The sequence below is a fragment of the Algoriphagus sp. PAP.12 genome, assembly GCF_026652115.1.
Classification (GTDB): domain Bacteria; phylum Bacteroidota; class Bacteroidia; order Cytophagales; family Cyclobacteriaceae; genus Algoriphagus.
Genome location: NZ_JAPPSQ010000004.1, coordinates 174699 through 200235 on the forward strand (window position 1 = coordinate 174699; position 25537 = coordinate 200235).

Consider the following 25537-nt stretch of genomic DNA (forward strand, 5'->3'; position numbering starts at 1 on the left):
TTCATTTTGGATTAAATGGGGCCTAAATTAAAATTTAGCTCTTAGCATAAAACCAATGGTTCTGGTAGCAGGGTTGGTACCTGCACTAGTGATTGTCTGAGTCCAGTTAGATCCAGCGGTCAATACTTCAGGATCTAGATCCTTGATATTTCTATATAGGAAGAACAAGTTTCTACCAAATACCGAAACATTTATGTTGCTAGCACCAATTCTTTGAGCGAAACTCTTTGGCAATGAATAGCCAAAAGAAAGCTCTCTCATTTTCAAATAAGTATTATCCTGGATATACAACTCATATCTGGACTGGCCATACTGTGGACCTCCCCAGTTGTAAGTATTCCAATAATATGTAGCTTGAGAAATCACATTGGTATTTGGCTGACCATCTGCAGTCACACCATCCATCAACATACCATCGTGGAATACTTTCTCACCATTTGGTCCAGCTGCAGTGGAATGGTCTACTTGTACACCTTTGCCATCTGCATTTAGATAATATGCCAGACCTCCAGTCTCTTCATTTCTATACTTGGTACTTTCTTCAGTCAAACCACGGCTTGTCATCCAATTGATACCAGTAGGCATTACTGACCCTCCGATTTGGAAGTCCATCATAGCAGAGAATGTGAAATTTTTGTAGGATAGATTGTTCATCAAACCACCTACTGCGTCAGGATTATAGTTTCCTACTCTTTTCCAGTTGTTCGCATCGATTTTATACAAACCATTTGGCTGCACAATGTTGTTTCCATTTGCATCCGTTTCGATTGGTCTTGCATACAGGTCACCCATTGGACGACCTACTACTGATCTCAGCTGAGCAGCATTGCCATCATAGTCTGCGTGAAGTAGCTCTGTAGAGTTATTGGCCAATTTCTCAACGGTATTGATATTTCTAGCCAAGTTCAAAGTTGCATCCCAGAAGAAACTACCTCTTTGCATGATAGTCGCGTTCAATGCCAATTCTACCCCTTTATTTCTCAAGGTACCGATATTGGTCAACACCGTATTTGCACCACTAGTAGCCGGTATGGTCAAAGGAAGAATCTGGTCACGGATCTGAGCATTGTAGTAAGATAAATCTAGCCCCAATTTGTTGTTGAAGAATCTAGCATCCAAACCAATTTCAAATTCATGCTTTTGCTCTGGTTTGATTCCATCATTTCCAAAAGATGAAGGCAACACGGTATACAATGTTCCGTCCAATGTATTTTGGTTATAAGCGATATTTGCCGCATATAGAGGAGGATAGTTACCTACGATACCCCAAGATCCTCTCAATTTGGTGAAAGTGATAAATTGAGGCAACTCTACCATTTCAGAAATTGCCAAACTGGTATTAAAGGAAGGATAGACAAAAGCATTGTTTTCCGGGTTCATGGTAGACGTACGGTCTCTACGGATCGTACCTTCTAAAAACCAGAATCCTTTATAGTCAAGGTTTGCAGTACCTACCAATGCATCAATTACACGATTTGTTCTGTTGGAATTACTGACCACTTGCTGATTGGAAGCCACCAAATCAAACAAGTTTTCACTACTCAACCCACCATTGGTTCTAGTAAATAGTCCTCTTTTGGTTTCTTTAGTACCTGTGTACCCTGCCATTGCACTGAAAGACACATCTTCTGAAAAGCTTTTGGTATAGGTCAAGAACAAATCACCATACAAAATATTGAATGTTTCATTGTTCATACTGAACATCCCTGAGTTACCAAATGCCAATGGTCTTTCAGTTGCTCTTTTGTCTTCTGAATATCTGTTTGTGAAATCAGTCGAAATTCTAGCTCTGAAAGACAAGTCGTCAGTGATTTTATAGGTATTGGTCAATACACTGATCACACGATTCGAAGTTTCATTCAAGTTATGCTTGTTTACTCTCCAAACATAGTCACCAATATCACCCATAAAACCATTGTAAATGATGTTTTCATCTGGAGTCAAACTTTGACCATTCCCAGTCACAAATCTATAGCCACGGCTTGTCTGGTATTTGTCTAAGTACCATGCTCCATTGTCAAATCGAGACATCATCCCGCTGAAGTTGTTAATCATACGGTCAATGGAATAAGGACGGTTCTTCGTGTTTTGATTGATATAATTCACCATCACATCAGTCTTCCATTTTTTAGTGATTCTGAAGGTGGCGTTTAAGTTGGCTATGTTTTTATCATTTTTAGAGTTCAAACTCAAAGCCTCATTATCCTGACGAGTCAAAGAGAATCTGAAATCAGAAAATTCAGAATTGTTTGCAACCGCTACGTTGATAGAAGAACTTAGCGGATTATTAAACAAAGCAGCATAGTTATCTTTCTGAGCAACATACGGTCTGATTTGACCATCCCATGCCATGGTAGGCTGTCCATCAAACTCCGGCCCAAAGTTGATAGTTGTATTTGCCAACCCTCTGGAGCCATCAGGGTAAGTGATAAAACCATCATCCTGCTGACCTAAGTCAGATACATGGATAGGCGCACCAGGACCTCTTACATTTTGGTAGCGAGGAAGGTAAGCGATTTCATCCCTTGCTACATTAGCACTGAAGTCTACACTGAACCCTTTTTTACCAGAATTTCCCTTTTTGGTAGTGATCAAAACGACACCATTTACCGCCTCAGATCCATACAAAGCGGCAGCAGATGCACCTTTCAAGATGGAAATATTTGCAATATCTTCTGGGTTGATGTCCAATAGACCATTCCCTCTTAGTCGCTGATCACCCCAATAATTACTATTAGAAACGTTTTCATTTCTAATAGGCACACCATCCATAATAATTAATGGCTGAGTATTACCTGTAATTGAATTCAGACCACGGATTGTGATATTTACTGCTGAAGTAGCACCACCAGCACCAGACTGAATTCTTACACCTGGAGCCTTACCATAAAGTGCAGTAGCCACGTTTGGGGTACCCACTTTGATCAACTCGTCAGCTTTGATTGTAGTAGTTGCATAACCTAATTTCTTTTGGTCTTTTTCCATACCAAAAGCAGAAACCACAAATTCATCCAAATCTGAAGCTTGCTCTGACAAGGTCACATCAATGATGGTCCTAGTACCTACTACAATCGATTGCGGTTCAAATCCAAGATATGAGAATACAAGAGTAGCACCCTCTGGAGCCTCAATAGAATAATTACCATCTACATCAGTAACGGTACCTTTGGTGGTTCCTTGGATGGTTACGGTAGCACCTGGCAAAGGCAAGTCATTGGAATCTTTGACGGTTCCTTTGACCACAACATCTGCTTGCTTTTCATCTGATACCTCAATAACAGGCGAAAGATTGGCCGGCACAAGTGATGCCTCAGCCTGAAACATAGTCCCCATAAAGAGACCCGGAAGTAATAGTAAACTGGTCTTACTTCCATTAAGAAGCTTTGGCTTCCATGGTTTGTGTAAATTTTTCTTCATTGCTGATGGGTTTTTACTTTTTTGGTCTTTGGGTCATTTAACTTTTAATGAAATAGGTTTTAAAAATGCACTAGATCAGATTAAATTTTCTAGAACAATAGCCCTAAACAATATCATTTTTTTAATTAATCAAATACCAGAAAAGTAAAATTTTTTATTAAGTATTAAACCTTTGATTAAAAAAACAATTCTAAGTGTCTGATTATCAAGAGTATTTAGGGCGAAAAGCCTAATTAGAATTTCGCAATCGATTTCGAAAATTTTTTTATAGAAAATGTGATTTTGAATGTAATGTTCAAAAAATCAGATCAAATGAGACCAAACATCACTCTTGATTAATTTCTTAGGCAGAAAATAAAAATGTTCAAAACCGCACAAAATCAACGGATTGAGAATTTGAAATTTCCGAAAAACTAGAATTTCTTTTTCTGTTAAACCTGTCTTTTACTTTAGGTATTTTGCCATCAATTCCTTCATCTCATTCTGGAGTTTTTGAGCTTCTTGTCTTGCCACTTTGGCGAAATCCTTTTCAGAGGAAGCATAGATGATCCCCCTACTTGAATTGACCAAAAGACCACAAGTCGAATTCATTCCATACTTGGCAACTTCAGAAAGACTTCCACCTTGAGCCCCAACACCTGGAACCAAGAAAAAATGATCAGGAGCTGACTTTCTTACCTCTCCTATTAATTCACCACGGGTAGCACCTACTACATACATGAGGTTATCCGGCGTTCCCCAGTCTTGACTTTTTTCCAAAACTGATTTAAAAAGTGGTTTACCATCTACAGCCTCGATCAATTGAAAATCCTGAGAGCCAATATTGGAAGTCAACGCAAGAAGGATTACCCATTTGTTCTCAAATTCCAAGAAAGGTGTCACAGAATCTTTTCCCATATAGGGAGCGACGGTAATCGAATCAAATTCCATGGATTCAAAAAATGCCTTTGCATAGAGCTTGGATGTATTCCCGATATCTCCCCTTTTGGCATCAGCTATAGAGAAAACATCTTTGGGCATACACTCCAGAACTTTCTGCAATGTTTCCCAACCCTTTGGTCCTAAAGCCTCAAAAAATGCGATGTTCGGCTTGTAAGCAACCGCAAAGTCGGCAGTCTCTTCGATGATTTGTTTGCAAAAAGAGTAGATGGGATCAACTTCACTTTTCAGATGAGAGGGAATTTTAGCCAAATCAGGATCTAAGCCAACACATAAAAAGGAGGATTTTTTCTGAATTTGGGAAAATAGCTCTGCTCTGTTCATCGAATTAATATTTTGCGCAAAGTTAAGAAAAGCCAATTACCATTTTCGGAGAAACTACATTTTATGAAAACACTTCACATATTTTCAATCTTAAGCCTTTACCCATTTGTTACTTTTTCCCAATCCATCGAAGGCCATTATAGGTATGGTGTGGAATTAGAAGATAGATTAGTAGAAATAACCCTGGAGTTTCCCCAAAAAGCCAGTGAATATTATGGAGTCTATGATTTGATAGGCGACCATTGTGGCGTTTATTATAATGGAGGTAGGATTGATTGCGAAATGGATGGTTCTTCAATATTTCTAAAAATGACCTCTGAAAACACCTATATCGGAAAAATCAAAAGTGCTTATGGACTCGAATTTTCAGATCTGAAGATCATCTACAATCCAGAAAAAGACCAGGTCAATTGGGAAATCCTCATGCCTAGAGGACAGTTTTACTTCCCCTATGATGCAGTTTTTGTAAGGTGAGAATTAATTTTCCATGGATTTCTCATCCCAATCCACTTTGACAAAGGCCCCAACCAAAGACGTACCCGCAGTAATCAAAAAGAAAATCATGCTGAAGGCAACTGCGGCTGTTTCCTCGATTCCAGCATAAGTATGTGCATAGATAAAAACCAACTCTCTTGCACCAACCCCACCAATAGTCAAAGGTAGAACTGACACGATGGAAGAAAGTAAAAAAACCAGTTGATATGCCAAGATTTGCTCTTGAATCCCCAAAGCTCTTAGGATAAAATAAGCACAAATCAGTTGGGCAATTTGTCCTGCAAAAGACCATGCATTGGCAGAAACAAAAGAGGGAAGGAAATCCTTGAACAGAAACTTTTGAACTAACCAAAATGCCGGAATAGTCAGAATCAATCCTAAAACCATCAAAGCATTCCACCAGGTACTTTCCAGCCATGGAATGTCAACCTGAACCAACAAAAAGAACACAAATAATAAAAAGACAATCGCAACCAAACCTCCCAATCTATCCAACAAAACCGCCTGAAGCAGCTTTTTTACAGCCGTTTTGTGGTGCTTATTGAGCAGATATACTTTATATCCATCCCCTCCAATGCCACCTGGAAGGAAGAGGTTGTAGAACATACCTATCAAATATAATCTCCAGTTTTGCTTTTCCGAGATGTACAAATCGATGTTTTTGAAATAAAGATTTAATCGAAAGGCAGTTGCTACTTTGCTAAAAACAAACAGGATAATGGCGGGAATCAACCAGAAAAAATGTAGGGACTTCGCCAAATCCCACAGGGAGTCCGTGTCAATTTTTCGAAAAACCAAATACAAAGCCAAGCCGGTTAATACCAACTTGGCTGCAGTTTTTATTTTCTTGAAAATACTACTCGATTGATCAGACACTAGAAATCTCTAATTATATTCTATTGATACTCTCTGTAGCCTGAACTTCCAAACCAGTCAGAGTTCTACCTGAACCTTCGAAAACAGATTTGATAGTATAGGTTTTCTTATCCTGAGATTCGAAATAAGTTCTAACAATAATCTCTGCGATGATCCCCGTTGTGATCAATTGAATCCCACCTAAAATCATGATAAAACCCAAAATCATAAGCGGTCTTCCCCAAATATCTTCTCCCATGATTTTCAAGATAAGCATGTAAAAACTGATCAAACCACCGATAAAAAATGAAATCAGACCGATTCCTCCAAAAAGGTGAATCGGACGCTGGAAATACTTTTGGAAAAAGAGCATCAAAATCAAATCCGCCATCACCTTGAAGGTTCTGCTCAATCCGTATTTTGATTCTCCATGGATTCGAGGGTGATGCTTCACATCTACCTCAGTCATTTTAGCACCTTGCTGTTTTGCCAAAACTGGAATGAATCGGTGCAATTCTCCATAAAGCCCCATGTTTTGAGCAATCTCAGCTTTATAGACACGAAGGGTACAGCCGTAATCGTTCAAATAAACTTTGGTTGTATTTCTGATTACCCAGTTGGCGATTTTGGATGGAATCTTTCTCAATACAAATCCATCTTTTCGATTAGCTCTACGACCAGCCACTACATCCCAATCTTCATCCATCGCCTTTTGAAGCATGGTAGGGATGTCTGTTGGATCATTTTGCAAGTCACCATCCATGGTGGCTATGTACACACCCGATGCCATATCAATCCCAGCAGCCAAAGCAGTTGTTTGTCCATAGTTCTTGTTGAAAATGATCAGCTTAGTCCGGTCATTCGCATATTTCTTCACCTCTTCTACTGTTCGATCTGTCGATCCATCTTCTATCAGAATGACTTCATAATCCAGCTTTTCCAAAGCGCCATAGGTCGCTTCCAGTAGAGGCTTGATGTTATCCTCTTCATTGTAAATGGTGATGACTACAGAAATAAGGGGCTTGCTCATGGGATAAAATTTGGTCAAAAATACGCCAAATAAATTCTAGGGGCAAAACGCCCCGTTTTGTTAAGCTTTTACAACATAAAATTTGGCTGGCAGTTCCCAAATCACCTTATCTTTGTGCATGATTTTTTCCCAGTCACCTGAATTACGAATCAACCCATGGATCCTGATGGGTATTTTCTGCCTGTTAGTGGGACCTTTTGCCCTGAGTTTCAATATGAACTATCCCGATGAAATGTACTACAGGGATGCTGCGGTTGAGATGATGAGAAACGGAGACTACCTGACTACCTACTTGGGCAGTGGAGAACTTCGATTCAAAAAACCTATCCTTACTTATTGGGCAGTATTGGCTGGATTTAAACTTTTTGGTGTCAATGCTTTTGCTTCACGTATCTTTTTTCTTTTGGCAGGCGCAGCGACTGTCGGATTAACATTTAAGCTTTCCAAAATCCTTTTCAAAGAAGAAAAAATCGCAGCGGTTTCGGCTTTGATTATGGCAGCAAACCCAGTCTTGATTCTTTCAGCTGGCAGATCTATTCCTGATGTTTTACTTGTTCTGACCATGACTTTGAGCGCTTTGGGATTTGCGGCTTATCTAAAAAATGATGGCCCGATCCCAAAATGGGCCCCTTGGGCTCTGTACGGAGGATTGGCTCTGGCGTTTGAAGTCAAAGGCCTCCCGGCCGCGGCCTTGGGAGGAATTGGAATTGTATATCTCCTTTTAAATCCCTGGAAAAGAGTCTCTCTAAAAAGCCTCATCCATATACCTTCCTTATTGGTGAGTTCATTCATAGCCCTATTTTGGTTTTTGGCAATGTGGAAAATCCATGGACCAACTTACCTTGACAGCTTTCTCGGAGATCAGGTAGGCGTCAGGGTTGCCTCCAAAAGCTTTTTGGTTTTCAAACATGGATTGATTGCATTGGGATTGTTGATAGCCATGTTTATCCCCTGGGTTTTATTGGCTATCCCTCAGGTTAAATCCTCCATTTCTAAAGCTTGGAAGGAAAACCCTCAATTTGCAGGTTTTGCTTTCCTTTGGGCTTTGGCAATTTTGGGAATGAGCGCCATGACAAGCGTGATGTATGAAAGATATCTTTTGCCAGTAGCCCCAGTTTTAGCTGTTTACCTAGGATGGATTCTAATCAATGGAGAATTTGAAAAGAGGAAGATGGGACTGAGAATTGCAACTCTAATATTCTTCACCTTGAATCTTGTTTTGTTTGGAGGCGGTATCTTTTTGGCGATCAAAGGCCATGCGATGTGGGCCATTCTCTTCCTCATCCTAGCTGTTTTAATTTATATAGGAAGACTGATATGGAAAGGCGAAAAGTTACCCAAAGCCATCACTTTTTCATTTTTGTTGATCTTCCCTGGATACACTCTTTTCACATCCCTGATCTCATTTCCTCACCAGGGACAACAGTTTAGCGAATTCATTGAGAGCGCAAATAAAAACTTTGAAACTATCGGCTTCAAAGGGAACAACCATACCAGCTCCAAAATCCGGATGTCACTATATCCAGAAACCCGATTAACCAATTTGGAAAAAATAGGATGGCAGGACCAAGTTCAAGAATTCAAAACTCTGATTATTGAGGATAGCTTTTATGATTCTTTAAACCAAGAGCAATTCCAAATTCTAGATCAATCCGTCAATTGGAGTTCAAAAGCAATTCCTGATTTGATTAATACATTTGGAAAACCGGAATTCAACAGCATCTTAAATAAGACTGGCAAAAAGTTCTATCTCATTCAAAAAAAGCCTTAATAAGCTCCAGTATGGATTGGAGTATATTTTTCGAGGTTTTTCCAAAACTGAATCTTGGCTGATCTGAGATAAACATCCCTGAAATAAATCGGATATTCCTCTTCAAACAACAGCTCCTCAAAATCTGTAACAGTCTCCGGACTATCTTCATGAAGACTCACATAAATCCCAACGGACTCTTTCCCAACCTTTGAGTCCAAACTTTCCCACAAGTCAAATTGATTTCTTCTGGCACCCATAGCCGCTTGATACGTCTGAGGATGATCTGGGAGATAAAAAGCCAGCTCCGAGGAAACGTGATAGCTTTCAGAGAAGTAAAATGGTGCCTGCACTTTCAGGCTATCCTGAAGAAAAGTGATGCGGTCAGCAATCTGATCATAACCCGCCATTCTTCTAAAGGCAGCTACTTCCACCTTTTCAATTCCGGTAGCTTTTTTCCAACCAAAAGCCTCTGGTAAAAACAAAATCAATGGAAGTCCCAACCCCAATCCAACGGCCCAGGATTGATATTTTTTCCAGTTCAAGGAATTTTCAGAAAGTAAAAAGGCAAAAAAAACAGCCAGAGTCGGATAGCTAAAGGCAATCCAATTGGCCTGAATTTCTGTTAAGAAGCTTAAAGCTCCGAAGGCTACAAAAGGAACTAATGCCGGAAGGAGTAGGAAAAGTGCATCAGGAACAGGTTGCTTTTTGAATCTCTTGACTCCCATCCACACAACAGGAATCATAAATATTGAAACCATCGCCAACTGACTCCCGATAAACTCTGAAAAACTTTTCAAGGCATCAAGAATCGTCCTAGCCTCCTTTTCACCTTCAACGCCTCCCAAAGTGGCAATATGCTTAAAGGTTAAAAATCCATTTTGCATATTCCAGATCAAGCTTGGCAGGAAACCAAGCATAAATACCAGCCCAAACACTACAAATTCTTTAGAATTGGTTTTGAGATCCTTTTTCAAGAAAAGATAAAAGCCAAGGATCGGAATAATCAAGAGAATTACTGGCTTGGATGCCAATCCAAAAGCAGCTGCAATTCCTGCAAAAACCCACCATTTTATTTGTTTTTCTTTCAATGCCTTAGCCAGCAAATACCAAGTCAAAATCCAGAAGAATGTCAATTCTGAATCGGTCATATGGAAGGTTGAGAAGAGTAAGAAGAAAGGCATCGAAATCAGAATCATACTTGCCCAGAAAGCAATTTTCTTCGATTGGAACAACAAATCAGCCAACTGGAATATCAGCCAGGCCGATCCTATTCCCAGGATGGCAGGCACAATTCGAATTGCAAATTCATTGATACCAAAAAGTGAAGTACTCAGGAAGTTGGTAACAGCCACCATCGGAGGCTTCGAATAGTAATGCCAGGCAAGATTCTGAGACCAAAGCCAATATTGTGCTTCTTCGGTAAACAGGTTGATTTCAGGCCTGAAAGCAAAAAGAATTTTCACCAATAGGAATACTGCTTGGACGATCCAAAAAAGGGTGACGTAGTAATTCGAACTTCTCATCAGGGGAAATTAACCAAAAAATAAACCCCCGGGTTTCCGGGGGTTCGAATTTGTTTGGATTTATTGCTATTGCTTAGCCAGCACTACTTTTTCTTTGTGCTTTTTGATTTGTCTTCGAAGACCTTCAATCGCCTCGTCGGCAGCCCCTTCGAAGGAGTCGGTTTGGTGTTTTGCGAAAAACTGCTTGCCAGGAACATTCAATTTAATCTCGACAATTTTATTTTCATTCCTTTCGTTTTTGTCCAATCTCATATAGACCTCGCCATCTAATATTCGGTCATAAAAGGTATCCAACTTATCAGCTTTCTTCTGAATAAAATCGATCAATTTTTGATCGGCGTCAAAGTGGATGGAGTGCATCTGCAGTTTCATAATGATTTGCATTTAGGGTTGAACAATCTATTTATTACGCTTTAGGATGTGCCTGTTCAAACACAGCCTTCAGTTTTTCCATGGAATTGTGGGTGTACACTTGCGTAGCAGCAAGGTTAGCATGACCAAGAAGGTCTTTGACAGCATTCAGGTCAGCACCCTTATTTAATAAATGGGTCGCAAAAGTATGTCTCAACACGTGAGGACTGCGCTTGCTTGTCTGCGCAAAAAGGTCCAGATACTGTCTGACAATGCGATAAACCATCATAGGATAGCTCTTTTTTCCTGAATTATTCACAATAAAATAGTGACTTTGTCCTGCTTTCGGAAATGTTTCCTCAAATACTTTCTGATATGAAATAATATTCTGTTTGAGTCCTTTTGTAATGGGAATTATTCGTTCTTTTTTCCGCTTCCCCAAGACCTTTACCTGATCTTGAATCAAATCTATATCCGACCATCTCAATCCAATTAATTCGGAAAGTCTCACTCCGGTCAAATACAAAAACTCCATTACTATCCGGTCTCGCTTTCCCTGAAAATTATCTTCATAAACGCTTTCTTCTAATACGGAAGCAATGCTCTTTTCTTGTACGAATTCGGGGAGTTTTTTCGGATTTTTAAGGGATTTTAACTTATAGGTCGGATCCTGTTCGATCTTCCCATTTCTGAGCAAAAACTTATAATAGGATCGAAGAGTGGCTATTTTTCTATTCACTGAAGTCGTACTCAAACCTTGCTCAACAAGGTCTATCACCCAGGCTCTCAACTCCCTATGTGACACAAGGGTCAAATCCTTTTGCTCGAAAGAAAGCTCAATAAATTCTTCTAGCTGGACTAAATCGCGTTGGTAAGCTTCAACAGTGTGGGGACTACTTCGCTTTTCGTATTCTAGATAGGTAACAAAAGAATCAATCATACAGCACAATTTCTTGAATTAAGATAGCTGAAAAAAAATCAAAAGAACAGAGAGTAAAGTCACATAAATGCCAATTTTCATTAAAAAACTCTTGAAAAAATTGACCCAAAAACAAAAAAAGCTGGCATTCAATGGAATACCAGCTTCTATAATTTAATTCATCAAAGCAATTATTTGTTTGCTTCCTCTTGCATTCTTTGCTTGTAAGCAGCTTTGATTACTTGATCTCTTCTTTTGATAGAAGGTTTTGTGAAGGCTTGTCTCGCTCTAAGTTCTCTGACTGCACCAGTCTTGTCAAACTTCTTTTTGAAACGCTTAAGCGCCTTTTCAATTGATTCGTTTTCTTTTACGTTAACTATGATCATGTTTTTACACCTCCTTTCGCGGCCACAAATGTATGGAAATTAATTAATAAAAAGAAAGTAGCTTGATTTAAATTTGGATTCCTTAGTCCAAGAGCCCTATTTTCGAAAAAAAATTAAACCCAATGAAAAAATCCCCCCTGTTTATCCTATTTACTTTTTTACTGAGCCTTTCATGTATTTGTCAATCCACAGCACAAGATTCTGACTCCAAAATGGAATGGTTTCAAGATGCCAAACTGGGTATTTTCATCCATTGGGGCATTTATTCAGTCAACGGAATCGATGAATCCTGGTCTTTTTTCAACGATTACATCTCCTACGAGGACTACATGAAGCAGACTTCAGGTTTTACTGCGGCAAACTACAACCCTGAAAAATGGGCCAAGCTAATCAAGCAGTCAGGAGCTCAATATGCAGTCCTTACAGCTAAACACCATGATGGAGTAGCTCTTTGGGATACCAAAGCCTCCGACTTATCTGTTGTGAAGAAAACACCAGCAGGAAAAGATTTAGTAGCACCATTTATGAAGGCACTCGATAAAGAGGGAATCAAAAAGGGTATTTATTTCTCTGTTTTGGATTGGTCTCACCCGGATTATGACAGACAAACCCGAGAGATCTACAGATACAAAAATGATCCGGAAAGGTTCAAAAAGTTCACCGATTTCAATTTCCAACAATTAGAAGAGCTTTCTTCTCAATTCAATCCAGATTTGTATTGGTTTGACGGAGACTGGGAACATAAGCCAGAGGAATGGAGAAGTGCTGAACTTAAAAAGAACCTATTGAGCCACAATCCAAACCTGATCATCAATTCTAGATTAGGCCCTGGCTTCGGCGATTATGCCACCCCTGAGCAAGGCGTACCTGTAGCACGCCCTCAGAGCAAGTACTGGGAGCTTTGCATGACAATGAACAACAGTTGGGGTTATCAAGGAAATGATCAGGCCTACAAGTCCCCTAGCGAGCTTTTGAGAATCTTCGTGGACTGTCTTCACATGGGAGGAAATCTATTAATGGACTTCGGGCCTAAGCCAGATGGAAGCATCCCAGAAGAGGCTGAGAATATTTTGAAAGAATTCGGAAGATGGACCACTAAGCACGAAGCCGCTATTTACAATACTCAGGCAGGTATTCCTGATGGTCACGTGTACGCACCAACCACTCTTTCTCCTGACAAAACCATTCTTTATATCTACTTGGACTACAAAGTCAACGAATCCTTGGCAATCAAAGGACTTAAAAACAAAATCCAGCGTGTTTGGGTCGTGGGCAATGGCACCAAATTACAATCCAGAGAAGTGGGCAAAATGTATTGGAGCGCTGTTCCTGGCATGAAATACATCGATATCCCAGATAACGTATATGACAAAGACATCACGGTCATCGCTGTGTTATTGGACGGTCCAGTAGACCTATACCGAGAGCATGGGCAAGTGATTGAGAGTAATTGAGAAGCAGGGATGTTCGGATGTTCGGAAACTGGAGGTTTGAAGTTATAAGTTTCAGTGATCAGTGGTCAGAAAATGCTGAAGGCAAAAGTTTGAAAGCTGAAATATGAAGGGAGTGAATTACGAAATGTAAACTACACCCCGCTAGCAATCTTTTTTGAATTGTAAATAATTTTCAAACAGATTAAAAAAATTCCCGCTTCAAATGGAGTGGGGATTTTTTATGGATGTATTCTAGAAACAGCAAAACGCAAAAAAGTCCAAGCTTTCGCCTGGACTTTTTCTATTTATCTAAACATTGAAGCTTAACCGATTACTTTTTCAGCTAGGACTACAATGACATTATTTTTTACTTCAACAACACCTCCATCGACAATTAGAGACTGCTTTCCTTCTTTCGTAGTGAAAGAAACAGTTCCTTTTGCCAAAGCAGAAACGATAGGTGCGTGACTATTCAATACTTGAAATGCACCAGAAGCACCTGGGAAGCTTGCTTCGGATACTTCTCCTTCGAAAACCTTCTTATCGGGTGTTACGATTTCTAATTGCATGATTTTACAGTTATTGAGTTATTGGATTAAAAGTTATTGGTCCTCGCCGAAACCAATAACCTAAAACCATTAACTATTTCTCTTATTTCGTTTCAGCCAACAATTTCTCTCCCTTAGCGATTGCATCTTCGATGCTACCTACCAAGTTGAAAGCTGCTTCTGGAAGATGATCCAATTCACCGTCCATAATCATGTTGAAACCTTTGATAGTATCCTTGATGTCTACCAATACACCTTTCAAACCTGTAAACTGCTCAGCTACGTGGAAAGGCTGGGACAAGAATCTCTGAACACGACGAGCTCTGTGAACCACTTGCTTATCTTCCTCAGAAAGCTCTTCCATACCCAAGATGGCAATGATATCCTGCAATTCTTTGTATCTCTGAAGAGTTTCTTTTACTCTTTGAGCACAGTTGTAATGCTCTTCACCCAAGATATCTGGAGAAAGAATTCTAGAAGTAGAATCCAAAGGATCTACCGCTGGATAGATACCTAGTTCGGCAATTTTACGGGAAAGTACTGTAGTAGCATCCAAGTGAGCGAAAGTCGTGGCTGGAGCCGGGTCAGTCAAGTCATCCGCAGGTACATATACCGCCTGTACGGAAGTAATGGAACCATTTTTTGTTGATGTAATTCTTTCCTGCATCGCACCCATTTCTGTAGCCAAAGTAGGCTGGTAACCTACCGCTGATGGCATACGACCTAGCAAAGCGGATACTTCAGAACCTGCCTGAGTGAATCGGAAGATATTATCGATAAAGAAAAGGATATCCTTACCTGCACCATCACCTTCACCGTCACGGTAGTATTCTGCCAAAGTCAAACCAGTCAAGGCAACTCGAGCACGAGCCCCAGGAGGTTCGTTCATCTGACCAAATACGAAGGTTGCTTTAGAATCTTCCAACTTTTTCAAGTCTACTTTGGAAAGATCCCAACCACCTTGCTCTTCAAGTGTATGTACAAAGTCTTCACCGTAAGTTACGATACCAGACTCGATCATTTCTCTCAATAAGTCATTTCCTTCACGTGTTCTTTCACCTACACCAGCAAATACGGATAAACCGGAATAAGCTTTAGCGATGTTGTTAATCAACTCCTGGATCAATACGGTTTTACCTACACCGGCACCACCGAACAAACCAATTTTACCACCTTTTGCATAAGGCTCGATCAAGTCAATTACTTTGATACCTGTGTAAAGTACCTCAGTAGATGTAGAAAGATCTTCAAACTTTGGCGCTTGTCTGTGAATAGGAAGACGTTTTCCAGCAGGAACCTGCGGCAAACCATCAATCGCTTCACCTACTACATTAAAAAGACGACCTTTGATAGCTTCACCAGTAGGAACAGAGATAGGTTGCCCCATGTCTCTTACTTCCATACCACGAACCATCCCTTCGGAAGAGTCCATTGCGATTGTTCTTACTCGGTCCTCTCCTAGGTGCTGCTGTACCTCCATAACGACTACTTGGCCGTTTTCTTTGGTTACTTCAAGCGCGTCAAGGATGTTTGGCAGCTTACCGCCTTCGAAGGAAACGTCCACTACGGGACCAATTACCTGCGTTATCTTTCCAATGTTTGCCATTTGATTGAATGAAATGTAAAAAGGATATGCTTTTTGAATTCGAGCGCAAAATTAATCAATAAAGCCTAATACCAAAGGATATTTGGAAAATATATCCATACTTCTTGATTTTCAAACTACAGTCAATCAGTCAGTTTTTGAAAAGTACCTCTACTCTTCCTGATTACATACCCAAGAGGCCTTCTTATCTCCCTTCCTCCATTTATCACCAATAAATACCAAAAGAAAATTTAACATAATTCTTATTTGGATTGAATCTAATTAAAAATACATTTGCACTATTATTTAAATTCAATCTAAATAAATGAAAATTTCACCCTTATATATATGCATGCTAATCGCCTTGACAGTGGCATGCACAAGTCCCAAAAAGGAGACTTCGATTGAAACTCCAGTCGATACACAGCTAAAAGTAATTACGGCCGGAGGAACCATCACCGAAGTCATGCACTCCTTAAATATTGGAAGTTGGATCATTGCAACAGACAAAACCTCCACTTATCCAGCCTCAATGCAAGACCTTCCTTCCATAGGCTATAGGAATCAAATCAAGGCAGAAGGAATATTAAGCTTAGGACCAGACTTGGTTCTTTTAGAAGAAGGGTATCTCAATGAGGAAGTAGTTCAGCAACTCAAATCTTCAGGACTGGAAATAAAAATCCTTCACAAGCCAAGCTCTCCGGAAGAAACGAAGCAATTGGTAACTCAAATTGGTAAGATTTTCAATTTAGAAATGGAAGCCAATCTCATCAATGCCCAAATCGATGAAGATTTGAAATCCTTAGAGCTTTATCTGTCTGAAGTTAAGTCAAGACCATCTGCGGCATTCGTGATGGCCCGAGGCCCTGAAACCCTATTTATTGCTGGTGAGAAAACCTTCGCGCAGGCCATGTTTCAACTGGCAGGGATCAATTCCATAGCAACAGGTTTTGAAGAGTTCGTACCCCTTTCTCCTGAATCATTGGTCAGCATCAACCCCGATTATTTAGTGTTTTTTGATTCTGGTATTCAAAGCTTGGGTGGCAAAAGCGGAATTGCTGGTATTCAGGGAATCAAAGAAACCAAGTCATTTCAATCTGACCAGGTTCTCAGTATGGACGGACACTACCTTTCAGGCTTTGGCCCGAGAGTTGGCAAAGCAGCATTGGATTTGGCAAAAGCAGTGCGAGAGGAAAAATGATTTCTGTGGCACAATCCATATCGAAAAGGAACCTCAAAGTCACTGTATTGAGCGGACTGGGAATTTTCCTTCTAGTTATAGGAGTGTTTTCCATGTCACAAGGAGCATTTGCCATCTCTCTTTCTCAAAGCATCTCCATTCTGCTTTCAGAATTAGGGATTCAACTCAGCGATTTTAACTCCCAACAAGCAAATGTTCTATTACAGATTAGATTGCCAAGAATTCTATTGGCCACTCTAGTTGGAGGAGGACTTGGAATTTCTGGAGCTGCGCTACAGGGATTATTTAGAAATCCACTTGTAGAACCTGGATTGATCGGAGTCAGTAGTGGAAGTGCCTTATTTGCGGTTATTTTCCTTGTCTTTGCTCCTACTACAATCGCATTATCCTGGATCCAAAACCTGGGGATGCCTCTATTTGCCTTTTTGGGAGGACTGATCCATGTGGTCGCTGTTTATCTCTTAGGACAAAGCTCAAACAAAACAAATACAAACAACCTCATTTTAGCCGGTGTTGCTATCAATGCATTAGCTGGAGCCTTAATTGGACTGACCCTGTTTTACTCCGATGATGCAGCTATTCGAAGTTTCACATTTTGGAGTTTAGGGGATTTAGGGGGTGCAACTTGGGAAAAAATGCCAACTGCCACAATCCTGATTGCGATCCCCTCCCTTCTCCTATTTTCCCAAAGCAAAAATCTAAATGCCATTTCCCTAGGTGAGCAGGAAGCTTTTCATATGGGCATCAATGTTCCTGCCCTCAAAGTGAAATTGCTTTTGATCACAGCCTTGATAGTAGGTGTCGCAGTTTCACTTACAGGAATGATTGGCTTTGTAGGATTAGTAGTCCCACACCTCATTCGGATCAGCTTTGGAGCTGACCACAAATTATTACTTCCAGCCTCTTTCCTGTTAGGAGCTATCCTACTTAATGTTGCTGACCTATTGGCCAGAACTATTGCAATACCAGCCGAACTACCTATAGGAGTGATCACGGCATTATTGGGAGCGCCATTCTTCATCTATTTGATCTCAAACTTCAACTCCAGCAAAAATTAATGTTAGCAGCATCAAACATCCATTTTTGCATCAAGCAAAGACCTATTGTGGACCAAGCCAGCCTTTCTCTGGAAGCAGGGGAAGTCCTTGCAATTCTAGGTCCCAATGGAGCAGGAAAATCCACCTTGTTTAAAATCCTGAGTGGCGAAGTGTCTTGTAAGCATGGCTCTGTCGGATACAATGGTTGTCCTATTCACAACTTAAAATCTAAACAGCTTGCTGAAATCAGAGCAGTAATGCCTCAACACAGTCAGGTCAATTTCCCCTTTACTTCTCAAGAAGTCGTTGAGCTAGGCTTGGTGGCATGCAAAACGAATAAACCTCAGCAACTGGTCAAAGAAGTCATGGAGCTAACCCAAACTTCACATCTAAAGGAGAGGGTTTTTAACCAGCTTTCCGGAGGTGAAAAGCAAAGGGTTCAGCTTGCTAGAGTTCTGGTTCAGATCTGGGAAAACAAGCCTTTTCCTCGATACCTTCTTCTAGATGAACCGACCTCTGCTTTGGACATTGCACAACAGCACTCAGTACTCCAAATAGTCAAAGAGCTCAAAAATCGAAACATCGGTGTTTTACTCATTCTACACGATCTAAATCTGGCGGCTCAATATGCAGATAGGATCATTTTACTGAAAAATGGAATAATCGCCGGCTGTGGAGAAACTTCTGAGGTCCTCCAAGAAGGAATCCTTTCTAAAGTTTTCGAACATCCAGTCACTATTATGATCCACCCGATTACTGGTCGGAAAATCATTAGCACAGACCATTTCTACTCAAATCCATCAAAAAATCTAAAAACAATTCAATATGGAAACTCTTTTTGATTCCCCTTCTCAATTGAAAGAGGCTTGGGAAAATCTCAAAACTCAACAGCCTAAACTTAGAATCAGAAATGCTGCCCAAGCTTTAGGTGTCAGCGAAGCAGAACTGTTGGCAACTGGAATCGGTGAAAATGTCATTTTGATGACTTCTGACTTTGTTGAACAGGTACAGAAATTCCCGACCCTAGGAAAAGTCATGGCCCTGACCAGAAATGATTGCTGTGTATTAGAACATAAAGGGACTTTCCAAAAAATAGAAATCCACCAAGCTGGACCGATGAAAATCGCCACGGTGATTGGCCCAATCGAGCTGAGACTGTTTTTCAAAAGCTGGAAATATGCCTTCTGTGTGACTAATGAAACTCCGAGAGGGACAATGATCTCATTGCAATATTTTGATCAGGCTGGTGAAGCTGTTTTGAAAGTCTATCTCCAAGATGAATCGGATTATGATGCCGCAGAGGCATTGGTCCAAGCACATACAGCAGAAGACCAGCATAGTAAAATTGAACCTAGTCCATTAGAGCCAGTTGAAACTGTTTCTCGTCAGGAATTAGATTTTGAATCATTCAGCTCTGACTGGGAAAAAATGAAAGACACCCATGATTTCTTTGGGATGCTTCGCAAATACAAATTGAATCGACTGAATGCAGTAGAATGGATTGACGATAAATGGGCTTACGAAATAGATCGTTTAGCTGCTAGAAAAGTGCTCGAAGTAGCATCCGAAACACAGCTTCCTATTATGATTTTCGCAGGTAACTCCAGCAATATCCAAATCCATCAGGGGAAAGTAAAAACCATTCGCCAAATGGCCAATTGGCTCAATGTCCTAGATCCAAACTTCAATATGCATTTGGATGAAAGCGTTGTAGAAAGGGCTTTTGTTGTCCATAAAAATACAACAGAAGGACTAGTTTCTGCTTTGGAGCTTTTTGATAAAAACGGCGAGCTCGTAGCCCAATTCTTTGGTCTTAGAAAGCCGGGAATTCCTCAAAAAACAGAATGGAAAGCTCTTTTAGATAGCCTCAATTAATCTTACAGCGGGGTTTAAATACTCCGCTTAAATTTTAAACTTATGTTTAGAATTAATCTTAATAAAATTATTACGCCATTTCTAATACTCTTCACTTTTCCTGCATTAGCACAGGAAGTGATCTGGGTAGAGTCAGAAGATGGAAATCCTATCCCTTTTGCCAATGCGCTTTTCGAAAATGGAAAAGGTCAAGCTGGAAATGAGTTGGGAAAAATCATCTTTCCAAAAGGTGAAAAAGAAAAGACTCGAATATCCGCGTTGGGATTTAAAAGCCAATGGCTAATTCCAACTGGACAGGACACTACCTACAAAGTGAAATTGGAAGCAGATGTACGAGAAATGGAAGAAGTGGTAGTGACAGGAAGTTTTGAACCTCAGTCGACAAGAAATTCTGTCTACCAGATTCGCACGATTGATCAAGAGATCATCGCGAAACGTGCCCCTATCATTTTACAGGATATTTTGAACACCCAAGTTGGGATCAGATTTTCTCAGGATAATGCTTTAGGATCAAGCAACATGGAGCTGCTGGGTATGTCAGGCCAAAATGTAAAAATCCTAATTGATGGAGTACCTATGGTGGGCCGACAAGGCACTTCCAATGAAATAAACCTGAACCAAATCGATGTCAATCAAATCGAAAGAGTTGAAATAGTCGAGGGCCCAATGTCTGTTGTCTATGGTGCCGATGCTTTGGCGGGTGTCATTAATATCATAACCAAAAAAGCTGGAGAAGAAAACTGGAACATCAACCTCAAAATTCAAGAAGAAACTGTTGGAGACTCCTATTCTCCCCTTTCAGACGCCGGGAATCACTCCAGAGGGATAAATGCCTCTAAAAAGATTGGGAATTGGAACTTCGGCTTAGGCTTTTCACAAACAAGATTCGGAGGCTGGAAAGGAGATCTGACAGGTAGACAATTTCAATGGCTCCCCAGAAATCAAGATTTCATCAATGGAAAAGCGGGTTGGGAAGGAGAAAAACTTTCCTTGGATTACCAACTGGATTTCTTGAATGAAACTGTTTTCTCCTACGGCGTAGAGGCTCCATTGGAAATTTTGGATCAACACTTTGTTACTAATAGATGGATGCATCGATTGCTTGGAAAGTGGGATCTTTCACCAACCCTCGCGATCCATTGGCAGGGCGGTCTGACGAATTACAGTCGAGAAAGCGAAACTTGGATTTCCAATGTACGAACTGGCGAAGTTTATCAATCTTCTGCCGCTTCTGCTAATTCCTCCATTGATTATGATGGTTTCAGCTGGAGAACTATGGCCAACTGGACTCTTTCTCCAAAGTTTAAAATACAACCGGGCATTGACCTGAATATCGAAAAAGGATCAGGAGACAGAATCAGTTCCAATCAAGGGATGGAAGATTTCGCCATTTTCCTTACCGGGGAATGGTCTCCCACTGAGTCTGTTCAGATTCGCCCGGGACTACGAAAAGCATCCAATTCTCTTTACGAGGCTCCTGCCGTAATCCCTTCCTTGAATACCAAGTTCAGATTGGCGGAGCGACTTGACTTAAGGCTGGCCTTTGCAAAAGGTTTCCGAGCCCCTTCTATCCGAGAATTGTACTTTGATTTCTTTGATGCAAGTCATTCTATCCAGGGGAACCCTGACCTGAAAGCAGAGACTTCTGACAGTTTTAATGGATCACTCAATTGGAGTCCAAAAAGCAATGGAAACATAAAAACCAGCTCCGTATTGGGCTTTTTCTACAATGAGGTCAACGACAGAATAGCCTACGGACAAGATCCAGACAACATTCAGATCACCACTCTATTCAATGTGGAAAATTATATGACAACTGGATTGACTTTCAATCAGGGCTTCTTTCTGGGCAATCTGGAATCAAGTCTGGGCTTTTCTTACATCGGGAGATACAACCAGATTTCGGAAGAAATAGAAACAAGTCCAAGCATGGTCTGGACACCTGAAATCAGCTCCAATTCCAGCTACCTTTTTGAACCTTGGGGCACATCCATCAACCTGTTTTATAAATACACTGGAGCACTTCCAAGCTATCAAACGGTCACAGATGGAGAAACAATCACTGCTCAGGAAGTCCAACAAGACGGATACCATTGGATGGATATCACTTTTGGGAAAACCTTCTGGAAGCAACTCCAAGTCAACCTTGGAGTCAAAAACATACTAAACATAACTCAAATCAATTCCACCTCAACAGGTGGAGATGCCCATGGAGGAGGTAGCAGCCGGCCTATTGGCTATGGACGCTCCTATTTTCTGGGATTAAACTACCAACTCAACAAATAATTAAAACCAAAAATCACAATGAAAAAGCACCAATTCTTCCAACTAGGCCTCTTTATACTATCCCTAGTAGGATTTTTCTCCTGTTCTGAAGACGACAGTCCAATTGTAGTTCCACCAAATGAAACAGGAACAATCGAAGTCAATGGTGGAGGAGAAACATATCCAAATTCAGTTTTTATCAATTTGAGAGCGACGGAGCAAACTACCGTTTCAAGAGAATCTTGGGATTTGGCATTCTATTCAGGAGCCGAATTCAAAGTTTTGATCAATGGAACCACTGGAGCCATGGCATCCGCCACTGGACAAACGGATCTCAATGCTGTCGGTGAAACTGAAATTGCAGCCGCAGAAGCGACAGGAGAACTTATCCTATCTTTCACCAATTTGGATGGTATCCTTCACGTAGATGATCCTTCTGCTCCATTGAGTAATCCAGTGATCGAAGCGATTTCTTCTACCGATACTGAAAATGAAGTTTACTTACTTTCCCGCGGAGCTAGTGGAGTGGAAGCTAAGGCTTGGAAGAAAATCAGAATCACACGCAATGGCCAGGGCTACACACTTGAATATGCGGATGCCAACGCTACTACTTTTTCTTCAGTAGAAATCTCAAAAGACTCCGATTACAATTTTGTCTATTTCAATTTTGAGCAGGGAATCGTATCAGTCGAACCTAAAAAGTCAGAATGGGATATCTCTTGGACAGCAGGCACTTCTTCCACACCCTATCCTCAAGCAGCAAATGGAACTTTAGCCTATTTCTTTCAAGATCTAGTTTACCACAACACTCAAAATGGAATTGGAGTAACTGAAGTTTTGGAAGCGGATATCGCTTATAAAGACTTCACTTCTGAGGATGTTTTAAGCTTGAGTTTGAACACGTCTGATAGACTAACCATCGGTTCTAATTGGAGAGCAGGAGGCGGACCTAGCTCTTCACCAGCTGTTCTGACCGATCGTTATTACATCATCCAAGATGCCGAAGACAATATTTACAAATTGAGATTCCTCTCTTTGACCAAAGCCGGAGAAAGAGGATATCCTTCATTTGAATTTGAGTTAGTAGAAGCGGGACAGTAATTTCTGTTAAACTATGAGTAAAAAGGAGCATCAGAGTTGGTGCTCTTTTTTTATTCCAATATCCTCCTACCAAATAAAAAGGCCTTATTCCAATAGCGATTGCTCAAAAAGTCTTCCGTAACTCCCAAAGAGGTCGAGGCGTGAATAAATCGAATATCGTCTTTGTGGACTTCGGTCACTATTCCGGCATGAGTGACTCTATTTCTTCTTTTCCCTGTTGCAAAAAATAATACATCGCCTTGTTGTAAATCTCTAGGAGAAACCTTTTTACCCATGTTGGCCTGATCAGCTGAGATTCTAGGCATGGTCACTCCTACTGAATAATAGGAATGGTAAACTAAAGCGGAACAATCCATCCCTGCGCGTGTAGTACCTCCATATTTATAGGGAGTTCCACGATACGATTTTGCCGTGGAGATGACCGTAAAAACTGGATCATCTTTGGTTACTTTATTCGATTTACATGAAGTGAAAAATCCCAGAGTCAAAAAGCAAATTCCTAAAAGGAATGAGGAATAGCGGGATAAAGAAGAGCTCCTGTTCATGTAATCAATGTTACTGTCTTAAGGTTTTAAAAGCAAGACATTTGCCTCAAAATGATAGCCCAGATCCATTTTTAAAGGGCTTTGAGCCTAAAGTGATAAAGCTCACCAAATATGACTTCGGTCATGTTTTACCTTTGTAATACAAAATCGAAAAATAATAATCTTATGAATATCAGACAGTTTTATGACGAAGGCCTAGCTCACGCAAGCTATGCGATCGAAAGTGAAGGTAAAATTGCCTTAGTAGACCCAGGAAGAAATCCACAGCAATATTATGACTTCGCAGATGAGGTAAACGGTAAAATCGTGGCCGTGATTGAAACTCACCCACATGCAGATTTTGTCAGCTCTCATTTGGAATTCCATCAAAATGAAGGTGCAACAATCTATGTTTCCAAACTTGTTGGTGCCGAATATCCTCATGAAGGATTTGATGAGGGGGACTCATTCTCAATGGGAAATGTAAGTTTCCATTCTCTTCACACTCCAGGTCACTCTCCTGATTCCATCAGCATTTTGTTGAAGGATGAAAATGGAAGAGAGCATGCTCTTTTCTCAGGTGACACCTTGTTTATTGGCGATGTAGGAAGACCGGACTTGAGGGAAAAAGCAGGTAATCTCAAAGCTCAAAGAGCAGATCTTGCTAAAATGATGTACCATACTGTTCAGGACAAACTGAAGCCTTTGGCAGACGACGTATTGGTGTTTCCTGCACACGGGGCAGGTTCGCTTTGTGGCAAAAACCTAAGCGATGCAAGACAGTCTACGATTGGTGAGCAAAGAGCTACCAACTGGGCTTTTGCAGATTTGGATGAAAGTACCTTTGTAGATTCCTTACTTCAAGGACAACCTTATATTCCCAAATACTTTGGGTATGATGTGGCTATGAACAAAAAAGGAGCTCCTGCATTCCAAAGATCCATCTCAAATGTGAGCATCTGGCCTGAAGGATCTATTCTTCCAGAAGGAGCGGTAGTCATCGACACCCGTACTCAAGACAAATTCGCTGCAGGTCATATTCCTGGGGCAATCAATATCATGAATGGAGGAAAGTTCGAAACTTGGTTGGGATCAATCGTAGGGCCTGAGGAAAACTATTTCCTGGTTGCTGAATCTGCTGCTGAATTGGAAAACCTTATCAACAAAGCTTCCAAAATTGGATACGAGCAATTGATCAAAGGTGCTGTAGTCAATCCAGCTGGAATGACTGAGAAAGGAACTTCCTTCGATGTCGAGGCTTTCAGTGCCAACCCAGATGCATATACAATTGTAGACATCAGAAGTCGAGATGAGCATGCAAACTCTCCGATTTTTGACAACTCTATCAATATTCCTCTTCAAGAATTGAGAGAAAGAGCGGAAGAAATTCCTTCCGGAAAACCGGTGTTGATTCACTGTGCAGGTGGCTATAGATCAGCTGCTGGAACCAGTATCGTCGCAGGTTTGAAAAAGGATGCTGAAGTATTGGACTTCAGTGAGGCTATCAAAGATTTTCAAGTAGTAGCTCATTAAAAAGGCGAGTCAAGTTGCTAATCACCCCTACCCCCGGCTTTTCGGGGGTATTTTTTTTGCCTCAGCTAGATAAGGTTAGAGGATTGGCTTTTAGATTTTCAAGTTTCAAGAAATTATTGTAGTGAGAATGCGTTTAACATATTCTAAAGCCTTTTTTGGTTAAATTGCAGTATCAATAGAAATCTATGAGTAGAGAAGAATTCCGTCAGCTACCCCTACATCAAAAAATCAAAACCCTCTACATAGAGGGTACTTTTGTGGTGGCTATTCGGTATTACAGACATAAAATCAATCTCTACCTTTTGGAAAATGAATACGTGGAGGTCTTTTATAACCATAAGGAAGACAAAATCGATAAAATCGACTTTTTACCCAGGGATCATAGCCGGATGAAATTCTATCTGGATCAGATCAAATTGGCCTGAAAAACCCTTGGAGGGTGT

General features: G+C 40.6%; 22 protein-coding genes. 11 read left to right on the forward strand and 11 right to left on the reverse strand.

What is annotated here, in order from left to right; genetic code table 11:
- Positions 1–27: 27 nt before the first annotated feature.
- Complete coding sequence (locus tag O0V13_RS07290) at positions 28–3417, reverse strand: SusC/RagA family TonB-linked outer membrane protein (protein WP_268034318.1); 3390 nt, start codon at positions 3415–3417, stop codon at positions 28–30.
- 444 nt (positions 3418–3861) lie between these two features.
- A complete protein-coding gene (gene pyrF / locus O0V13_RS07295) occupies positions 3862–4680 on the reverse strand; it encodes an orotidine-5'-phosphate decarboxylase (protein ID WP_268034319.1) in 819 nt (272 codons plus the stop codon).
- A gap of 63 nt (positions 4681–4743) precedes the next feature.
- Between pyrF and O0V13_RS07300 the strand changes: the two genes are divergently transcribed.
- The gene (locus O0V13_RS07300) at positions 4744–5154 is read left to right on the forward strand and encodes a hypothetical protein (protein ID WP_268034320.1); all 411 of its coding nucleotides are present in this window, start codon (positions 4744–4746) and stop codon (positions 5152–5154) included.
- 3 nt (positions 5155–5157) lie between these two features.
- On the opposite strand, the gene O0V13_RS07305 is transcribed toward O0V13_RS07300, so the two are convergent.
- On the reverse strand, positions 5158–6051 hold the full coding sequence (locus tag O0V13_RS07305; RefSeq protein ID WP_268034321.1) for a lysylphosphatidylglycerol synthase transmembrane domain-containing protein: 894 nt from the start codon (positions 6049–6051) through the stop codon (positions 5158–5160).
- A 13-nt stretch (positions 6052–6064) separates the two neighbouring features.
- Positions 6065–7060, reverse strand: coding sequence for a glycosyltransferase family 2 protein (locus O0V13_RS07310; protein WP_268034322.1), 996 nt, complete (start codon positions 7058–7060; stop codon positions 6065–6067).
- Positions 7061–7178: 118 nt separating this feature from the next.
- Between O0V13_RS07310 and O0V13_RS07315 the strand changes: the two genes are divergently transcribed.
- Positions 7179–8831 (forward strand): ArnT family glycosyltransferase, encoded by a 1653-nt coding sequence (locus tag O0V13_RS07315; protein ID WP_268034323.1) that lies wholly within the window; start codon positions 7179–7181, stop codon positions 8829–8831.
- On the opposite strand, the gene O0V13_RS07320 is transcribed toward O0V13_RS07315, so the two are convergent.
- From O0V13_RS07320 to rpsU, 4 genes are all read right to left on the reverse strand, one after another.
- Entirely contained in the window at positions 8828–10336 is a 1509-nt protein-coding gene (locus O0V13_RS07320) for an ArnT family glycosyltransferase (RefSeq protein ID WP_268034324.1), read from the reverse strand. The genes O0V13_RS07315 and O0V13_RS07320 overlap by 4 nt on opposite strands.
- A gap of 66 nt (positions 10337–10402) precedes the next feature.
- On the reverse strand, positions 10403–10708 hold the full coding sequence (gene hpf / locus O0V13_RS07325; protein WP_268034325.1) for a ribosome hibernation-promoting factor, HPF/YfiA family: 306 nt from the start codon (positions 10706–10708) through the stop codon (positions 10403–10405).
- Positions 10709–10742: 34 nt separating this feature from the next.
- A complete protein-coding gene (locus O0V13_RS07330; RefSeq protein WP_268034326.1) occupies positions 10743–11627 on the reverse strand; it encodes a tyrosine-type recombinase/integrase in 885 nt (294 codons plus the stop codon).
- A 170-nt stretch (positions 11628–11797) separates the two neighbouring features.
- Positions 11798–11992 (reverse strand): 30S ribosomal protein S21, encoded by a 195-nt coding sequence (gene rpsU / locus O0V13_RS07335; RefSeq protein ID WP_268034327.1) that lies wholly within the window; start codon positions 11990–11992, stop codon positions 11798–11800.
- 122 nt (positions 11993–12114) lie between these two features.
- On the opposite strand from rpsU, the gene O0V13_RS07340 reads away from it, so the two are divergent.
- Positions 12115–13446: an alpha-L-fucosidase gene (locus O0V13_RS07340; protein WP_268034328.1), complete on the forward strand. Its 1332-nt coding sequence runs from the start codon at positions 12115–12117 to the stop codon at positions 13444–13446.
- A 302-nt stretch (positions 13447–13748) separates the two neighbouring features.
- Here the strand turns inward: O0V13_RS07340 and atpC are convergent, their stop codons facing one another.
- Together atpC and atpD are read right to left on the reverse strand one after the other, a co-directional pair.
- Positions 13749–13994 carry an ATP synthase F1 subunit epsilon gene (atpC, locus tag O0V13_RS07345; protein ID WP_073572706.1) on the reverse strand — a complete coding sequence of 82 codons (246 nt, stop codon included), beginning with the start codon at positions 13992–13994 and terminating at the stop codon, positions 13749–13751.
- Between the two features lie 82 nt (positions 13995–14076).
- The gene (gene atpD, locus O0V13_RS07350) at positions 14077–15579 is read right to left on the reverse strand and encodes a F0F1 ATP synthase subunit beta (protein ID WP_073572705.1); all 1503 of its coding nucleotides are present in this window, start codon (positions 15577–15579) and stop codon (positions 14077–14079) included.
- Positions 15580–15883: 304 nt separating this feature from the next.
- Between atpD and O0V13_RS07355 the strand changes: the two genes are divergently transcribed.
- The 6 genes from O0V13_RS07355 to O0V13_RS07380 are packed head-to-tail and all read left to right on the forward strand — an operon-like array spanning position 15884 to position 23037.
- On the forward strand, positions 15884–16759 hold the full coding sequence (locus O0V13_RS07355) for a heme/hemin ABC transporter substrate-binding protein (protein WP_268034329.1): 876 nt from the start codon (positions 15884–15886) through the stop codon (positions 16757–16759).
- On the forward strand, positions 16756–17817 hold the full coding sequence (locus O0V13_RS07360; RefSeq protein WP_268034330.1) for a FecCD family ABC transporter permease: 1062 nt from the start codon (positions 16756–16758) through the stop codon (positions 17815–17817). The genes O0V13_RS07355 and O0V13_RS07360 overlap by 4 nt, the downstream gene beginning before the upstream one ends.
- The gene (locus O0V13_RS07365; RefSeq protein WP_268034331.1) at positions 17817–18638 is read left to right on the forward strand and encodes a heme ABC transporter ATP-binding protein; all 822 of its coding nucleotides are present in this window, start codon (positions 17817–17819) and stop codon (positions 18636–18638) included. The genes O0V13_RS07360 and O0V13_RS07365 overlap by 1 nt, the downstream gene beginning before the upstream one ends.
- Positions 18622–19671 (forward strand): hemin-degrading factor, encoded by a 1050-nt coding sequence (locus tag O0V13_RS07370; RefSeq protein WP_268034332.1) that lies wholly within the window; start codon positions 18622–18624, stop codon positions 19669–19671. The genes O0V13_RS07365 and O0V13_RS07370 overlap by 17 nt, the downstream gene beginning before the upstream one ends.
- A gap of 42 nt (positions 19672–19713) precedes the next feature.
- Positions 19714–21957: a TonB-dependent receptor gene (locus tag O0V13_RS07375; protein ID WP_268034333.1), complete on the forward strand. Its 2244-nt coding sequence runs from the start codon at positions 19714–19716 to the stop codon at positions 21955–21957.
- An 18-nt stretch (positions 21958–21975) separates the two neighbouring features.
- Positions 21976–23037: an HmuY family protein gene (locus O0V13_RS07380; protein WP_268034334.1), complete on the forward strand. Its 1062-nt coding sequence runs from the start codon at positions 21976–21978 to the stop codon at positions 23035–23037.
- Positions 23038–23087: 50 nt separating this feature from the next.
- On the opposite strand, the gene O0V13_RS07385 is transcribed toward O0V13_RS07380, so the two are convergent.
- Positions 23088–23582 carry a C40 family peptidase gene (locus O0V13_RS07385; protein WP_268034335.1) on the reverse strand — a complete coding sequence of 165 codons (495 nt, stop codon included), beginning with the start codon at positions 23580–23582 and terminating at the stop codon, positions 23088–23090.
- Between the two features lie 165 nt (positions 23583–23747).
- Here O0V13_RS07385 and O0V13_RS07390 point away from each other — a divergent pair, with 165 nt between their 5' ends.
- On the forward strand, positions 23748–25094 hold the full coding sequence (locus O0V13_RS07390) for an MBL fold metallo-hydrolase (RefSeq protein WP_268034336.1): 1347 nt from the start codon (positions 23748–23750) through the stop codon (positions 25092–25094).
- Between the two features lie 185 nt (positions 25095–25279).
- Positions 25280–25519: a hypothetical protein gene (locus tag O0V13_RS07395; protein ID WP_268034337.1), complete on the forward strand. Its 240-nt coding sequence runs from the start codon at positions 25280–25282 to the stop codon at positions 25517–25519.
- Positions 25520–25537 lie beyond the last annotated feature (18 nt).